The following is a 16249-nucleotide window of genomic DNA, read 5'->3' as shown; positions in this document are numbered from 1 at the left end:
TAAACACAAAAACAGGCTGAGAACATACCCAATACAATTGCAAGCAATTGTATGCACCTGATCTGGATAATGCCGGCGTAGGGATGGAATATGGAGTTTAACTGGACTGTAAGTGCCCCTTACTTACAGTGGTTTAACTAAAAAACAAAACATTGAAAAAATTAATCATTGCACTTTCAGTGCTGCTTGCGCCAGCCTTGCTGAACGCTCAAACTAAACCTAAGGTTAAAATAGCCCGGGACACTACCACAACACTTGACGAAATTATTGTAAAGTCTACCAGGGCTACTGAAAAATCTGCAACTACCTACAAAAATTTAAATAAGCAGGAAATTGAAGTTAACAATTTTGGACAGGATTTACCATTCTTGCTTAATAATACTCCTGGAGTTGTAGTTACATCAGATGCCGGTGCCGGAGTAGGTTATACCGGAATCCGGATTAGAGGAAGTGATGCAACACGTGTTAATGTAACCATTAATGGCATTCCGTATAACGATAGTGAAAGTCAGGGTTCGTTTTGGGTAAACATGCCTGATTTCGCATCATCTGTAGACAATATTCAAATCCAACGTGGGGTAGGAACTTCTACCAACGGTGCGGGTGCATTTGGGGGTAGCATTAATATACAGACTACTGCCACTTCTGCCCAACCATATGCAGAATTAAACAACTCATTTGGCTCGTTCAATACCTGGAAAAACACCGTTAAAATAGGAACGGGGCTAATTAATGATAAATTCAGTTTTGACGGCCGTCTGTCAAGAATTAAATCTGACGGATTTATAGACCGTGCCGCTTCAGATCTAAAATCATTTTTCCTTTCAGGTGCTTATTATGGAAAAACAGATCTGTTGCGAATCAATGTTTTTTCAGGAACTGAGCGAACTTACCAAGCCTGGAACGGTGTACCGGAAGCAAAATTAAGAGGTGATGTTACTGGGCTGAATACCCATTATAATAACAATATCGATTATCTCTACTATACTCAGGCAGACCGCGACAACCTCTTTAGTGCTGATAACAGAACTTATAACCAATTTACTTATAAAGATCAGACCGACAATTACTGGCAAAATCATTACCAGGCTTTGTATGCTAAAGAGTTTTCTGAACAATTTTCATTTAATGCAGCTCTGCACTATACCGACGGAAAAGGTTATTTTGAAGAGTTAAAACCAAAAGCAAAGTTCTCGGCTTACGGACTGCCAAATCCGGTAATTAATGGCTCTGCTTTAACAAGGACAGACCTGATACGCAGAAGGTGGCTGGATAATGATTTTTATGGCGCAACGTATGCTTTCAACTATCAGCCGCAAACCAACCTAACTTTTACACTTGGTGGTGCTTATAATGAATACAAAGGCAAGCATTTTGGTCAGATTATATGGTCTCAGGTTGCCTCTACATTAAATAATGCTGATCATTATTACGACAATAAGGCAAACAAAACTGACTTTAACATCTACGGAAAAGTAAATTACAGCCCTGTAGATAAGCTTAGCCTCTTTGCAGACCTCCAGTATAGAAAAATTGACTACAGCATCAACGGGACTGAAAAAAACATCAATTTATTAGCCATAAAAGACAATCTGGACTTCTTTAATCCTAAAATAGGATCTACTTATTTCATCAATCCTTCAAGCAATGTTTATGCTTCCTTAAGCGTGGCTAATAAAGAACCGAACAGGGACGATTATATCAATACTGAGCCGGGGATAAGTCCTAAAAAAGAACGTCTGAACAATGTTGAAACCGGCTACCGTTTTAAAAACAAAGCGTTTAATGCAGGTTTAAATTTATATGGAATGTTCTATAAAGATCAATTGGTAGTAACTGGAAAAATCAATGATGTAGGCGAGTACTATCGTCAAAATGTAGATAAAAGTTATAGAATTGGAGCAGAGCTCGATGCTTCTTATCAAATTAGCTCCAAACTAGCAATTAATGCTAACGCAGCGCTGAGCAAAAACAAGGTAAAAAACTTTACTGAGTTTTTCGATGATTACGACAATGGTGGTCAACAAACTGTTAATTACAGCAGTACTGATATCTCCTTTTCACCAAACCAGGTTCTTTTCGGAGAAGTGGTTTACAAACTGTTTAGCAACTTTGCTGTAGCGCTACAAAGCAAGTATGTAAGCAAGCAGTACATGGATAATACTCAAAATGAAGGTAGAAAGTTAAATGCCTATTGGGTTAACAATGCTCGCTTAGGTTATGACTTTAGCTTTAAAGGAGTTAAGAATGTTAACCTCGGTGTATTGGCTAATAATTTACTAAACAAGAAATATGAGAGCAATGGATATACTTATCGCTTCTTAAGTGGAGGCGATGTATATACAGAAAACTTTTATTTCCCGCAGGCGGGTACTAACTTTTTAGTATCATTGAACGTTAAATTTTAATTCACAAACCCTCATTGGTCCAGGTCAATGAGGGTATATATTTCTACAATGAAAAAGTTCATAGAAAAACTCCACTTTATTACACACGATATTAAACAGCATACACATATAGAACAGGCTCAAATTGCCTGTGAAGCTGGTGCAAAATGGATTCAGTATCGTTGTTTAACTAAAAGTGATGAAGAACTTTTAACTGATATTCATGCAATTGCTGAGATCTGCGACGACTGGGGTGCTACTTTGATTGTAACAGATCATATCCATTTAAAAGGCCAGGCAGATATACAGGGCTTTCACATTGAAGATATGGATGCTGATTTTGAAGCCTTAAGACTTCAACTTGGAGAAGAATTTACATTGGGTGGATCTTCCAATACCGTTGAAGGCTTAATTAAACTTGCAGCGAAGGGAGTAGATTATGCTGGCTTCGGTCCTTTTAGCGTAACTACCACAAAACCTAATAATGCCCCACTGTTGGGTATAAAAGGTTATGAGGATGGCATTGCCTTATTAAAAGCAGAAAATATAGAATTACCTATACTGGCGGTTGGCGGCATAACAGAAGCCGATATAGATGCCTTAATGGAGACTGGAATATTTGGAATAGCCGCTTCTTCGGCAATAAATCAGGCGCCAGATATGTCAGCGGCCTACCTCGCATTTTACAATAAAGTGAAATAGGTACTTTCAAAAAAGGCTACATTTGTTCAAATCATTTTCTTTTGGACACTCCTGACATTACAGAAAAACACGATTCTTATGCGGCTTTGCGGTATAAAGAATTTCGCTCTTACATGGGCATGCGCTTCTTTTTCACTTTTGCTTATCAAATGCAGGCCGTTATCATCGGTTTCCATATTTATCACCTCACAAAAGACCCGCTTGCATTGGGCCTTGTTGGCTTATGCGAAGCTATACCAGCGATAGGGATCGCTTTATATGGCGGATACGTAGCTGATAAATCAGAGAAAAGAGGCTTGCTTCTTAAAATTTTTATCTGCGTATTTATATGTTCGCTGGTCATGCTGGTATCAACAGCGCATCAAATGCGACCATATATCCCCGAGTCTTACATCGTACCTATCATGTATCTTATGGTTGCTATCATTGGCTTTGCAAGGGGTTTCTTTAGCCCTGCAAACTCTGCATTGATGGCACAAATTGTACCTAAAGCCTTATATCCAAACGCCAGCACATGGAACAGCTCATCATATATGTCTGCCTCTATAGTGGGGCCTGCCGCGGGCGGACTCATTTATGGATTTTTTGGAATTACTGTTACGTATATCATCATCCTGCTTTTTATATTTATCGCTCTCATTTGTATCTTCTTCCTTAATAAACACGAAGCACAATACATTCCAAAAGAAAGTATATATGATAGCTTAACAGAAGGTGTCCAGTTTGTATTTAAAAACAAGATGATGCTAGGTGCCATGAGCTTAGACTTATTCTCCGTGTTTTTTGGCGGTGCCGTTGCGCTGCTCCCAGTATTTGCCAATGATATTTTGAAGGTAGGCTCAGAAGGATTAGGATTTATGCGCGCAGCGGCATCAAGTGGTGCCGTAATTACCATGCTTGCCATGGCACGTTTCTCTCCTATGAACAAACCATGGCGCAATTTATTAATTGCAGTTACTGGATTTGGGACCAGTATCATCTGCTATGGCCTTTCCAAAAGCTTTTACCTCACCTTATTTTTTCTGTTTATGGAAGGTGCATTTGATAGTGTAAGTGTAATTATACGCTCAACAATTATGCAATTGCTAACACCAGACCGTATGCGTGGCAGGGTCTCTGCGGTTAACAGTATGTTTATTGGTTCTTCAAACGAAATTGGTGCGTTTGAATCGGGCTTAACGGCAAAGCTGATGCGCACTGTTCCTGCCGTGGTATTTGGCGGTTGCATGACCATTGCAGTGGCAGGAATCACTTATTTAAAAACCAAGCAGTTTACAAAAGTGACCCTGCAGGACATGAACGAGCAGACTAATTAGTCTCTACCCGTTCGCCTACTTGCTGGCGCCACATCGCATAATACAGACCTTTTTCTGCAAGCAATTCTGCATGTTTTCCTTGTTCAATAATACTACCTTTTTCCAACACGAAAATACGATCGGCATGACGAATGGTAGAAAGCCTGTGAGCGATCAATATGGTCATGTGGCTGGTTTGATCAGAGACCTCCCTGATCGTTGCTGTAATCTCTTCTTCTGTTAATGAATCTAATGAAGATGTTGCTTCGTCAAACACCAGAATATCTGGTTTACGTAATAGCGCACGCGCAATAGACAACCGCTGTTTTTCACCACCAGATACTTTAACGCCACCCTCGCCGATCACCGTATCTAAACCATTTTCTGCTCTGGCCATCAAATTTTGAGATGCAGCCTGCTCCAGTACCTTCAAACATTCTTCATCAGTAGCACCCGGCCTCACAAACTGGAGGTTTTCCCTTATCGTGCCGGCAAATAACTGGGTATCCTGAGTAACAAAGCCAATCCGCTCACGTAGCTGATCCAAGTCAATATCCTTACTTGAGATATCATTATATAACACATTACCTTCTCCTGGCTGATACAAGCCTACCAAAAGCTTAACCAGTGTGGTTTTTCCAGATCCTGAGGGACCAACAAAAGCGATCGTTTCACCATTGTGGGTATTAAAACTGATCTGGTTTAAAGCATTGAATTTGCCCGTAAGGTGTCTAAAGCTAACGTCTTTAAAAGAAAGCGCAGTGATTTTATTTAATTTAACCGGATTTACCGGTTTCTGATCAATAGGTACATTTAAAATTTGTTTAAAATTACCTAATGATACCTCCGCCTCTCTCCAGGCCAAAATTACATTACCAAGCTCCTGTAATGGCCCAAAAAGGAAAAAGGAATAAAACAAGAAGGAGAAGTATTGCCCCGGAGAAATGGTATTTTCAAAAATCAATATTAACAAAACTACTACCATAGTACTTCTAACAAAGTTTACGGTTGTACCCTGCACAAAACTCATGCTGCGTACATATTTAACTTTGCGCAGTTCCAGTCCTAAAATTTTGTAGGTTGTCTTGTTCAGACGCTCTATTTCCTGATTTGCCAGGCCCAGACTTTTTACCAACTCAATATTTCTTAAAGATTCAGTAGTAGAGCCAGCCAACGCAGTAGTTTCTGAAACAATACTTTTCTGTATGGTTTTAATTTTACGGCTCAAAAACCAGCTGACAAAGCTGATGATCGGTATGGCAGAAAAATAGATTAACGTTACTTTATAACTAACCGCAGCGGAATAAACGATGACAAACACCATCCCAATTAAACTAACGAATAAAATACTGATAAATGCAGTAATGAATTTCTCGCAATCTAACCTTACCTTTTGTAAAATACCGAGGGTTTCGCCACTTCGTTGATCTTCAAAAACCTGATAAGGCAGCTCCAAAGAGTGCTTTAAACCGTCTGCATACATTTTTGCACCTACCTTTTGCACAATAATGCTGGTAAAATAATCCTGGAAATTTTTAGCAATTCTGGAAACCATTGCAGCACCAACGCCCAAGCCAACTAATCCCAGTACTCCCCATATGTACTGACTGCGCTCCAATGCGTCCTTTTTCTCTATAAAACGATCTACGATTCTTCCCGTAATATAAGGATCGAGCAGAGAAAAACCGATGTTAACCGCAGCCAGGAAAAGCGCCAGTACAACTACCCACTTGTATTCTTTTAAATATTGTATTAATAAATTCATTGGAAAATTTTGGAGCACAAAAATAAACAAAGGGAATGTAGCTATGGCCACATTCCCTTTAATTTACAAGTATATTATAAACCGAGGTTTAAACTGTCATGATATCTTTCTCTTTTAACTCCGCGTGCTTATCAACCTTAATGATATAAGCATCAGTTATTTTCTGAACTTCTGCTTCGCCCACTTTAATTTCATCTTCGGCTACGCTTTCTGCCTTCAGTTTTTTTATCTTTTCATTGGCATCTTTACGGATGTTACGTACTGTAATTTTTCCTCTTTCCGCTTCTTCTTTAACCTTTTTTACCAGGTCTCTTCTACGTTCTTCGGTCAAAGGAGGTACTACAAGTCTAATTACTACACCATCATTTTGAGGATTAATCCCAATATTAGCCTCCATAATGGCGCGTTCAATAGGAACCAACATATTCTTCTCCCATGGCTGTACAATCAGCGTACGTGCATCTGGAGTAGTAATACTTGCTACCTGGGACAAACCTGTAGAGCTACCATAATAATCTACATATATTCCTTCAAGCATACCTGCAGAGGCCTTACCAGCACGGATTTTGGTCAATTCATTTTCACAATGATCTATCGCCCTATCCATGTTAGCCTGCGCATCCTGAAGTTGTTTCTTTATGAGGTCATTCATCTGTATAATTTTTGTGCAAAAATATAAAAAATATTAAAATCAGCCTTTAACAAGTGTACCGATGTTTTCTCCCTGAGCAATCTTCATGAAATTACCATGCTTATTCATGTCAAAAACAATAATAGGAACCTGATTTTCCTCGCAAAGCGTAAAAGCCGTCATGTCCATTACATTTAAGCCTTTCTCATATACCTCTTTAAACGTAATTTCTTCATAACGTGTTGCAGAAGGATCTTTTTCAGGATCAGCAGTATAAATACCATCCACACGTGTTCCTTTAAGTACAACATCAGCTTTAATTTCAATTGCCCTTAATGCTGCTGCCGAGTCTGTTGTAAAATATGGATTACCGGTACCTGCACCAAAAATAACCACTCTCCCTTTTTCAAGGTGACGTACAGCACGACGACGGATAAAAGGTTCGCAAATCTGTTCCATTTTTATAGCTGTAAGCAAACGGGTTTTTAAGCCTACTTTCTCAAGGGCATCCTGCAGTGCCATACTGTTAATTACAGTAGCAAGCATGCCCATATAATCAGCCTGAGCACGGTCCATACCAGATTTCTCCGCACTCAATCCTCTAAAAATATTACCACCACCTATTACAATGGCTATTTCTAATCCCTGATCGTGTACCGCTTTGATGTCCTCAGCGTATTGTTTAACGCGTTCGTTGTCAATACCATATTGCTTTTCGCCCATCAGCGATTCACCGCTTAATTTCAGTAGGATCCTTTTATATTTCATGACTTCAAAAATAACCATTTGTTTTAATTATACATCATAAAAAAAGCGGATGCCCAATGGACATCCGCTTTTGTATACGAATTTGTATATCTGATCAGATTAAGAACCTAACTGTACACGTTTGAATGAAGTAACCGTTAAACCTTTAACCGTATTATCTAAGAATTTACGAACATCTACTGAACCGTCTTTTACAAACTCCTGGTTTAATAAAGTACTGTCCTTGTAGAATTTATTCAATTTCCCTGCAGCAATTTTTTCAACCATTTCTTCTGGTTTGCCTTCTTGACGGATTACATCTTTGGCAATTTCAATTTCGCGTTCAATAGTAGCAGGATCAACACCGTCTTTATCAACAGCAACCGGGTTCATTGCAGCAATCTGCATGGCAACATCCTTACCAGCTTCAGTAATATCTACGCCATTAGCACCTTCAAATACTACTAAAACGCCCATTTTACCATTAGAGTGGATATAAGAAACGATTTTTTCACCAGATACATTTGCATACTCCTGAATAACGATTTTCTCTCCGATTTTACCGGTTAGTTCAGTAATCGTTTCGGCAACTGTACGTCCATCTTCCAAAGTAATTGCTGATAATTCTTCAACAGATGCAGGATTGTTGGCAACTGCTGCTGCCAAAACAGCCTGAGCTAGATTACGGAAATCTTCAACTTTAGAAACTGGCTCAGTTTCACAAGCTAAAGCCACTAATTTACCATTTGTACCATCCGCTGAAACATGGATTGATACAAGACCTTCAGAAGTAGCATTACCAGAACGAGCGGCAGATACTTTTTGACCTTTTTTACGCAATAAATCAACTGCGGCTTCGAAATCGCCGTTAGCTTCTACTAATGCTTTTTTGCAATCCATCATACCGGCACCGGTCTGTTGGCGTAATTTGTTTACATCTGCTGCAGTAATTTGTACTGACATTTTATTTTCTTTTTAAGTTTTAAATAAAAAAATTATGGGTTGTACGTTGATTGTTGTAAGTAAAACCTGCAACGCACAACACACAACCCAAATTATATTAGTTACGCTTCGCTGGTACCTTCTTCGGTATCGGCATTAACTTTTCTTCTTCTCTCACCAGGAGCAGCAGCTTCAGGTGCATCAGCAGCAGCTTTAGCAGCTACAGCTTCTTTTTCAGTTTCCTCGTCTTTTTCACGTTTGCGCTCATCTAAACCTTCTTCAATTGCTTTGATAATTACATCGGTAATTAAAGAGATAGATTTAGTAGCATCGTCATTCGCTGGAATAGGGAAATCGATGTTAGATGGATCAGAGTTGGTATCAACCATTGCAAAAGTTGGAATGTTTAATTTCAACGCTTCGCTAACAGCGATGTGCTCTTTTTTAACGTCAATTAAAAAGATTGCAGCAGGTAAACGGTTTAAATCCGCAATACCACCCAATAAACTTTCTAATTTAATACGCTCACGTTGGATCATCAAACGCTCTTTCTTAGAAAGAATTGAATATGTTCCATCTTTAGTCATTTTATCGATGTTAGACATCTTTTTGATTGACTTACGTACAGTTTGGAAGTTAGTTAACATACCACCTAACCAACGTTCAGTTACGAAAGGCATGTTTACTTTTTTCGCTTGTTCAGCAACAATTTCTTTAGCTTGTTTCTTAGTTGCTACAAATAAGATCTTACGACCTGATTTTACAATCTGTTTGATTGCTGAAGCAGCTTCTTCAGTTTTTGTTAAAGTTTTGTTTAAATCTATAATGTGAATCCCATTACGCTCCATAAAAATGTATGGTGCCATTTTTGGGTTCCATTTACGGGTAAGGTGACCAAAATGTACACCTGCATCCAATAAGTCTTGATATGTTGTTCTTGCCATTGTGTTGTCTCCTTAAGATTAACGTTTACTGAATTGGAATTTTTTACGAGCTTTCTTACGTCCTGGTTTTTTACGTTCAACCATGCGCATATCACGGGTCATTAACCCTTTAGCACGTAATGCTGGTTTTTTCTCAGCATCTAATTCAACAATAGCTTTAGCTATAGCTAAACGAACAGCTTGTGCTTGTCCTGTAATACCACCACCAGTAACATTTACAGTTACATCATACTGACCAATAAGTTCTGAAACTTCAAATGATTGGTTAACGATGTATTGTAAAGGTAACGTTGGAAAATATTCTTTATGGTCTTTACTGTTAACAGTAATAGTACCGTTGCCTTCTTTCATGTAGATTCTTGCAACAGCAGTTTTTCTTCTTCCTGAAGTGTTTGTAACTGACATTTCTTTCTTCCTTTAATTAAAGTGTAATGGTTTTTGGTGATTGTGCCTCGTGTGGATGCTCTCCACCTGCATAAACGTAAAGATTGGTGTATAATTTAGCACCAAGTTTAGTCTTAGGTAACATACCACGAACAGCTTTCTCGATAACACGTGTAGGATGTTTCGCCAATAACTCTTTAGGAGAAATGAAACGCTGACCACCTGGATATCCTGTATAAGATGTATACACCTTATCGTTCATCTTGTTTCCGGTCAACTTAACCTTGTCTGCATTGATAACAATAACGTTATCACCGCAGTCTACGTGTGGGGTGTAATCAGGCTTGTTTTTACCACGGATGATCATTGCGATCTTCGATGACAAGCGCCCCAAAATCTCGCCTTGTGCATCAACAACAACCCACTGTTTGTTAGCAGTTTTTGCATTGGCAGAGACAGTTTTGTAACTTAACGTATTCACTTGCTTGTATTTAATTTGTTAAACAATTTTGTATTCCCCTAAAATTTTAGGGACTGCAAAGATAGATAGAAATAATTAAACATCAAACAGTTGCTCTATATATTTTTAATTATTCAGTCTTTTCTGGCAATTAAACTCAAGATAACCTGAAAAAGCAATGCCACACTAAATACAAAGCTGTAACAGTAAAGCGTAATCAGTCCCAAACTACTATAGCCGTGCAGCATTGCAGCTTGTATCAAAACAATACCGCTATACAACAGAAATCCAGCAGCAAACAAAACTGGTATTGCTATAAACAGTTTAATGATTGGCCAATAAGCCACATCCTTTCTATCCAATAATAAACAAGCGCAGCAACCCATTACCACCAACATCCCAATAATGGCATAACCACTACCATTCTGCAACCAAATTAATAAGTAAAGCACCGATAAAGCGATATTAATATAGACCACTATTTTTAACATATCATTCTTCAATTACATTTTGAAAGATAATTTTCATACTCAATTCAAACAATAAAGAATACGGAATTGTTAACTTCTTAATTAAAACAATTAGATCATGACAAAAGAAACAAAGATAGTAGCAGGTATATTGGCAGGAGCAGCACTTGGCGCTGCAGTAGCACTTATTTTATCAACAGACAAAGGCGACGATATTAAAGGAAGCGTTACTGACTGGTTATGTGATCTTTTAGATTCTTCTAAAGATAAAATTTCTGACTTAAGTGACTCCGTTAAAGAGACCATATCCAAAGTTCGCGCCTAAAGCTGCTAAATGAAAATAGCATTTCATGGCGCTGCACGTGCGGTAACTGGCAGCAAACACCTCATTACACTCAGTAATGGCACTCAAATTTTATTAGATTGCGGCATGTTTCAGGGCATGGGAGAAATAACTGATAAGCTAAATGGCCGCTTCGGCTTCCATCCATCATCGGTTAATTACATGATCTTGTCACATGCCCACATCGATCACTGCGGCTTATTGCCAAGACTTGTTGCGGAAGGTTTTACAGGAACTATCTATTCTACCCCCGCAACAATGGATCTGGCACGTATCTTATTACTTGATTCTGCGAAAATACAGATGCAAGATGCAGAATATAGTAACAGAACACTAAGAGAAGGAGAGGATATAGAGGAAGCACTCTATACAGAAGACGATGTAATCAAAACCCTTAGTCAATTTAAAATCATAGATTATAATGAAGACTATGAAATCGATAACAGAATTACCCTTCGTTTCACTGATGCAGGTCACGTTGTAGGCAGTGCAGCGGTACATCTAACCATTTTAGATGAAGGCAAGGAAACGAAAATTACCTTCAGTGGTGATGTAGGCCGATACAGTGACCTTCTTTTAAAAAGCCCCCAAACTTTTCCTCAGGCCGACTACATTTTACTTGAATCAACCTATGGTGATTCCTTACATAAGGACCTTGAACCCATACAAGATCGGTTGCTTGAAATTATTAACCATACCTGTATGGTCAAAAAAGGCAAAGTAATTATTCCAGCTTTTAGTGTCGGGAGAACACAGGAATTACTATATGCATTAAATGGCCTTGAGTTAAAGGCCAAACTGCCTGACATTGCATTTTACGTAGACAGTCCACTTTCAATTCAGGCCACGCAAGTTTTAAAAAACCATCCCGAAGTTTACAATAATGGTGTCAAAGAAACGCTCAAAGTAGATGATGACATTTTTGCTTTTAAAGGATTAAAATTTATTCAAAGCATCGAAGAATCTAAATCCCTGAATAACGACACAAGACCCTGTGTAATTATATCCGCATCGGGGATGGCGGAAGGCGGAAGAATAAAACACCATATCCGAAACAACATCAGCAACCAAAAAAACACCATTTTAATGGTAGGCTATTGCGATCCAAACTCCTTAGGGGGTAGGCTCCTGGCTGGTGACAGATCCGTTCAGATCTTCAAAGATGATTACACTGTTGTAGCGGATGTAGAATCGATCCGATCAATGAGCGCCCATGGCGATTATGAGGATTTATTACATTTCATTTCTTGTCAGGATCCAGAACAGGTTAAACAGGTGTTTTTAGTTCATGGCGAATATGATGTTCAACAGAAATTTGCCCAGCGCATTATAGACAAAGGGTTCAAACACGTTGCCATTCCAGAATACCATCAGGAATACGAACTTTAACAAACAATAGCTTATGGATTATATAGACAGCATTTTCGGGCAGCCCATACCATCCTTCCTGCAAAATATCATACTTGCTGTAGTTGCCATTGGAGCTGGGCTATTATTATCCTTTATTTTCCGCAAACTTTTCCTCCTGTTTTCTAAATATTGGCTTACCTTTCTTATTGGCTCAGTCATTAAAAGGCTTTATACTCCTGTAAAGCTTTTCGTCCCGCTCTTGTTGCTCAACATCGCCATTAACTTCATGGAAATGGACAAGGTTTATTTTATTCAACTAAACCGAAGCATAGAAATTGCACTTACTATTGTATTTGCGCTCATTCTGGTCCGCATCATCAAAGTGATGGAAGACTATGTGTATCATAAATACGACTTCAATAAAGAAGACAACTTAAAAGAGCGTAAAATAAGGACTCAATTGCAGTTCTTAAGAAAATTTACCGTTTCTCTAATTGTCCTAATCACAGCGGCCATTGTATTAATGAGCTTTGAAAACATGCGTAAAATTGGCACGGGATTACTCACCGGAGTCGGTATAGGTGGCATCATCATCGGCTTCGCCGCACAAAAGTCACTTGGCAATCTTCTGGCGGGCTTTCAAATTGCCTTCACCCAACCCATCAGGATCGATGATGTTCTGGTGGTAGAAGGAGAATGGGGCCGTGTGGAGGAAATCACCCTCACTTACGTGGTTCTCAACATCTGGGATCAACGCAGGCTAATTCTGCCCATTACCTATTTTATAGAAAAACCCTTTCAAAACTGGACAAGAGTATCCTCAGAACTTTTGGGCACAGTTTTCCTTTACCTGGATTATATGACACCTATCAGTCCGTTAAGGGAAGAACTAACCCGTCTGTTAACCAATCACAGGCTTTGGGATAAACGCGTAAATGTAGTGCAGGTAACAGACAACAAAGAGAACAACATTGAAGTAAGACTCCTGATGAGCGCCAGAAGCTCTTCTCAGGCATTTGATTTGCGTTGCGATGTGCGGGAAGCAATGATTGCATTTATCCGTGAAAATTATCCGGATAGTCTGCCGAAAACCAGATTGGAGTACAAAGCAATTCCATAGAATTTTTACCTTTACCCTATGGATGTTTTTGGAGAAGCCTTAAAAGATGAATTTACAAATGGTGGAGCAGAAACTTTGTGGCTGCATAATTCATATGGAGAGCCAGAAGAAATGCCCGTTGATATTTTCTTTAGAACAGAAACAGACATGCCAGATCTGGAATATAAGGCCTTAGAAATGTGCCATGGAGACATTCTTGATGTTGGTGCTGGTGCAGGAAGCCATGCGCTTGAACTTCAAAGCCAGGGCTTTAATGTTACGGCATTAGATCTGTCTCCGGCAGCAGTCATGATTATGAAACAACGTGGTGTAAAAAACGTAGTTGAACAAGACTTAAACCAATACACAGGAGGGAATTTCGACACCATTCTACTTTTAATGAATGGTATAGGTATAACCGGAACTTTGCAGGGCCTCAAAGCATTTTTGCTCAAGGCAAAAGAACTGATCAAACCAGATGGCCAACTTATTTTTGACAGCTCAGATATTGCATACCTATACCAAAATACACCTAAGCCGTTAAATAAATATTACGGAGAAATAGCCTACCAGTACCAATATAAAGGCCAAAAAGGAAACTGGTTCAACTGGCTCTATATAGATGAGCACAGCCTTATTTCCATTGCAGAAGAATGCGGATGGAATTGCGAGATTGTCATGGATGATGGGCAAGATCAATACCTTGCCCATCTCACACTTTAGCTTAAGCCTTTTCTTCCCAAATTGCTGCAATGTTTATAATAGTTTGAACGGCCTTTTCCATATCCTGTAAAGAAACCCATTCTTGCTTGCCATGAAAAGCATGTTCTCCGGCAAAGATATTTGGACAAGGTAAGCCCATAAGTGATAAGCGAGAACCATCAGTCCCCCCTCTTATACTTTGGTTTATCGGCTTAACACCGGCACGCTCAATTGCTTCTATTCCATATTCAATTACCTGTGGATATTGGTCGAGTACACTCTTCATATTGCGGTACTGCGGACTAATCTTAAGCTCGTAAGATGCATTAGGATAATCTTTAATTACAGAATGAACCACCTGATCTAAAGTTTTTCCATGTATAGCTAATAAGTCATCATCAAAATCACGAAGTATAAAACGCGCTTCTGCCTGTTCTACATTCCCTTGTATGCTTACCGGATGAATAAACCCTTCCTTAAGTTCGGTAGCTTCTGGCGTCAATCTGTCCTTTGGTAAAGCATCGATAATGCCACACAAAATTTTTATGGCACTTTCCATTTTTCCTTTTGCAAAACCCGGATGCGAACTCACACCATTGATGGTGAGTACCGCTCCATCCGCAGAAAAGGTTTCATCCTCAATAGAGCCACAGGTTTCACCATCTATAGTATAGGCAAAATCTGCAGCAAGTCTTTTTAAATCAACATTGTCTACCCCTCTTCCCACCTCTTCATCAGGCGTAAAAAGAATTTTGATCGTACCATGTTTAATATCCGGGTTTTCCATCAAAAAAGCAGTAGCTTCCATAATTTCAGCCAGTCCAGCTTTATTATCTGCCCCAAGCAAAGTTGTGCCGCTTGCGGTTACAATGTCATTGCCAATTTGATGCTTCAAGTCCTTATGCTCGGCCATTTTTAACACTACAGTCTCGTCGTCAGGCAAAACCAAATCCTGCCCCTGATAGTTACGATGAACAATAGGCTTAACATTTAAGCCGCTGCAATCAGGCGAGGTATCCATGTGTGCGCAAAAACAAATTACAGGAACTTCTTTGTTAGTATTGGCAGGAATAGTTGCATACACATAACCATATGGATCAAGCTCAGCATCTGCAATGCCCATTTCCAGTAATTCAGCAACCAGCACTTTCCCTAAATTCTTTTGCTTTTCTGTTGAAGGCGAAGATGTTGATAAAGGGTCCGATTGGGTATCTATTTTAACATACTTTTTAAAGCGTTCTGCAAGGGATTCCGTTTTATTTTGATAGTTTAGCATAATAATAGTAAAAATGTAAAGGTAGATAAATGAAATTAACACTCACAAGCATACTGGTACTTCTGAGCATATTCTCAGGTTTCTCACAATCCAATTTTTATAAATTAGGGATCGGTAGCGGTTTTGGCACCACACATTCTTTCACAGATGTAGAAAAATCAGGTAATGGCATTTCGGTGTATGGTACCGCAGATTACTTTTTCACACCCTTTATTAGTATGGGTGTAGAAGGACAAATCGGTCAGATTGCAGGAGGTGATGTTTTTACAGATTCCAGAAACAGAGAATTTTTAAACAATTATAAATCCTTTACTTTTAATGGAAAACTATATCTGGGAAGCATCATCAATTACGATTATAGCCCAACGGCAAATTTGTTAAAAGGAATATATGGAGGAACCGGTATAGGTCTCATCCAAAATAAGATCATCGCCATCAACAGGAGAAATACTTACGCCAACACCACCTCTCCCGGACAAAATAACTCGTTCAATATTCTCGTTCCATTAAACCTCGGTATAAATGTCTATTTAGCCGACAGGCAGGGCGACTATCGCTATGTCTTAAATTTAAACCTTCAGGGCAATCTAACATTTGGTGAAGGATTAGATGGCTACAACGATTCATCTATACGCTTCAGCAATAACCGTCCAGATGCTTATAGCTATATAAGCGTTGGGTTTAAGTACCTCTTAGGTCCTATGGGCCTTTCCATGAAAACATTTAGACGCCCATAAATAACAAATTTAGTA

The 16249-nt window shown here is 39.0% G+C and carries 17 protein-coding genes; 8 read left to right on the top strand and 9 right to left on the bottom strand.

The features are described from left to right. The first annotated feature begins 152 nt into the window (after positions 1–152). Genes LPB86_RS04280 through LPB86_RS04270 form a run of 3 tightly spaced genes read left to right on the top strand, consistent with a single transcriptional unit; the run spans position 153 to position 4405 of the window. A complete protein-coding gene (locus tag LPB86_RS04280) occupies positions 153–2408 on the top strand; it encodes a TonB-dependent receptor (RefSeq protein WP_230641307.1) in 2256 nt (751 codons plus the stop codon). 48 nt (positions 2409–2456) lie between these two features. Further along, the gene (locus tag LPB86_RS04275) at positions 2457–3089 is read left to right on the top strand and encodes a thiamine phosphate synthase (RefSeq protein ID WP_230641306.1); all 633 of its coding nucleotides are present in this window, start codon (positions 2457–2459) and stop codon (positions 3087–3089) included. Between the two features lie 41 nt (positions 3090–3130). Beyond that, positions 3131–4405, top strand: coding sequence for an MFS transporter (locus LPB86_RS04270; protein WP_230641305.1), 1275 nt, complete (start codon positions 3131–3133; stop codon positions 4403–4405). Here the strand turns inward: LPB86_RS04270 and LPB86_RS04265 are convergent. The 8 genes from LPB86_RS04265 to LPB86_RS04230 form a co-directional block, all read right to left on the bottom strand. Further along, positions 4398–6149: an ABC transporter ATP-binding protein gene (locus LPB86_RS04265; protein WP_230641304.1), complete on the bottom strand. Its 1752-nt coding sequence runs from the start codon at positions 6147–6149 to the stop codon at positions 4398–4400. The two genes, LPB86_RS04270 and LPB86_RS04265, sit on opposite strands and share 8 nt — an antisense overlap. Before the next feature lie 88 nt (positions 6150–6237). After that, entirely contained in the window at positions 6238–6801 is a 564-nt protein-coding gene (gene frr, locus LPB86_RS04260) for a ribosome recycling factor (RefSeq protein WP_230641303.1), read from the bottom strand. A gap of 39 nt (positions 6802–6840) precedes the next feature. After that, positions 6841–7548, bottom strand: a complete 708-nt coding sequence (pyrH, locus tag LPB86_RS04255; protein WP_230641302.1) for a UMP kinase — start codon at positions 7546–7548, stop codon at positions 6841–6843. Positions 7549–7647: 99 nt separating this feature from the next. Beyond that, on the bottom strand, positions 7648–8490 hold the full coding sequence (gene tsf / locus LPB86_RS04250) for a translation elongation factor Ts (protein WP_230641301.1): 843 nt from the start codon (positions 8488–8490) through the stop codon (positions 7648–7650). Between the two features lie 101 nt (positions 8491–8591). Further along, positions 8592–9413 carry a 30S ribosomal protein S2 gene (gene rpsB / locus LPB86_RS04245; protein WP_230641300.1) on the bottom strand — a complete coding sequence of 274 codons (822 nt, stop codon included), beginning with the start codon at positions 9411–9413 and terminating at the stop codon, positions 8592–8594. An 18-nt stretch (positions 9414–9431) separates the two neighbouring features. Then, on the bottom strand, positions 9432–9818 hold the full coding sequence (gene rpsI / locus LPB86_RS04240; RefSeq protein WP_230641299.1) for a 30S ribosomal protein S9: 387 nt from the start codon (positions 9816–9818) through the stop codon (positions 9432–9434). A gap of 16 nt (positions 9819–9834) precedes the next feature. Further along, a complete protein-coding gene (rplM, locus tag LPB86_RS04235; RefSeq protein WP_230641298.1) occupies positions 9835–10278 on the bottom strand; it encodes a 50S ribosomal protein L13 in 444 nt (147 codons plus the stop codon). A gap of 113 nt (positions 10279–10391) precedes the next feature. Further along, on the bottom strand, positions 10392–10748 hold the full coding sequence (locus tag LPB86_RS04230) for a hypothetical protein (RefSeq protein ID WP_230641297.1): 357 nt from the start codon (positions 10746–10748) through the stop codon (positions 10392–10394). A 97-nt stretch (positions 10749–10845) separates the two neighbouring features. Here LPB86_RS04230 and LPB86_RS04225 point away from each other — a divergent pair, with 97 nt between their 5' ends. Genes LPB86_RS04225 through LPB86_RS04210 form a run of 4 tightly spaced genes read left to right on the top strand, consistent with a single transcriptional unit; the run spans position 10846 to position 14242 of the window. Further along, positions 10846–11052 (top strand): YtxH domain-containing protein, encoded by a 207-nt coding sequence (locus LPB86_RS04225; RefSeq protein ID WP_230641296.1) that lies wholly within the window; start codon positions 10846–10848, stop codon positions 11050–11052. Positions 11053–11061: 9 nt separating this feature from the next. After that, complete coding sequence (locus tag LPB86_RS04220; protein ID WP_230641295.1) at positions 11062–12459, top strand: MBL fold metallo-hydrolase RNA specificity domain-containing protein; 1398 nt, start codon at positions 11062–11064, stop codon at positions 12457–12459. A 13-nt stretch (positions 12460–12472) separates the two neighbouring features. Continuing rightward, positions 12473–13540 (top strand): mechanosensitive ion channel family protein, encoded by a 1068-nt coding sequence (locus LPB86_RS04215; RefSeq protein ID WP_230641294.1) that lies wholly within the window; start codon positions 12473–12475, stop codon positions 13538–13540. 18 nt (positions 13541–13558) lie between these two features. Continuing rightward, the gene (locus LPB86_RS04210; protein ID WP_230641293.1) at positions 13559–14242 is read left to right on the top strand and encodes a bifunctional 2-polyprenyl-6-hydroxyphenol methylase/3-demethylubiquinol 3-O-methyltransferase UbiG; all 684 of its coding nucleotides are present in this window, start codon (positions 13559–13561) and stop codon (positions 14240–14242) included. A gap of 1 nt (position 14243) precedes the next feature. Here LPB86_RS04210 and pepT read toward each other — a convergent pair whose 3' ends face one another. Continuing rightward, entirely contained in the window at positions 14244–15497 is a 1254-nt protein-coding gene (gene pepT, locus LPB86_RS04205; RefSeq protein ID WP_230641292.1) for a peptidase T, read from the bottom strand. A gap of 29 nt (positions 15498–15526) precedes the next feature. Here pepT and LPB86_RS04200 point away from each other — a divergent pair, with 29 nt between their 5' ends. Then, complete coding sequence (locus tag LPB86_RS04200) at positions 15527–16234, top strand: hypothetical protein (protein WP_230641291.1); 708 nt, start codon at positions 15527–15529, stop codon at positions 16232–16234. Positions 16235–16249: the final 15 nt, after the last annotated feature.

Source organism: Pedobacter sp. MC2016-14, assembly GCF_020991475.1.
Classification (GTDB): Bacteria; Bacteroidota; Bacteroidia; order Sphingobacteriales; family Sphingobacteriaceae; genus Pedobacter.
Note: the sequence above shows the minus strand (reverse complement) of the source record. Positions and strands in the feature narration are given on the sequence as shown.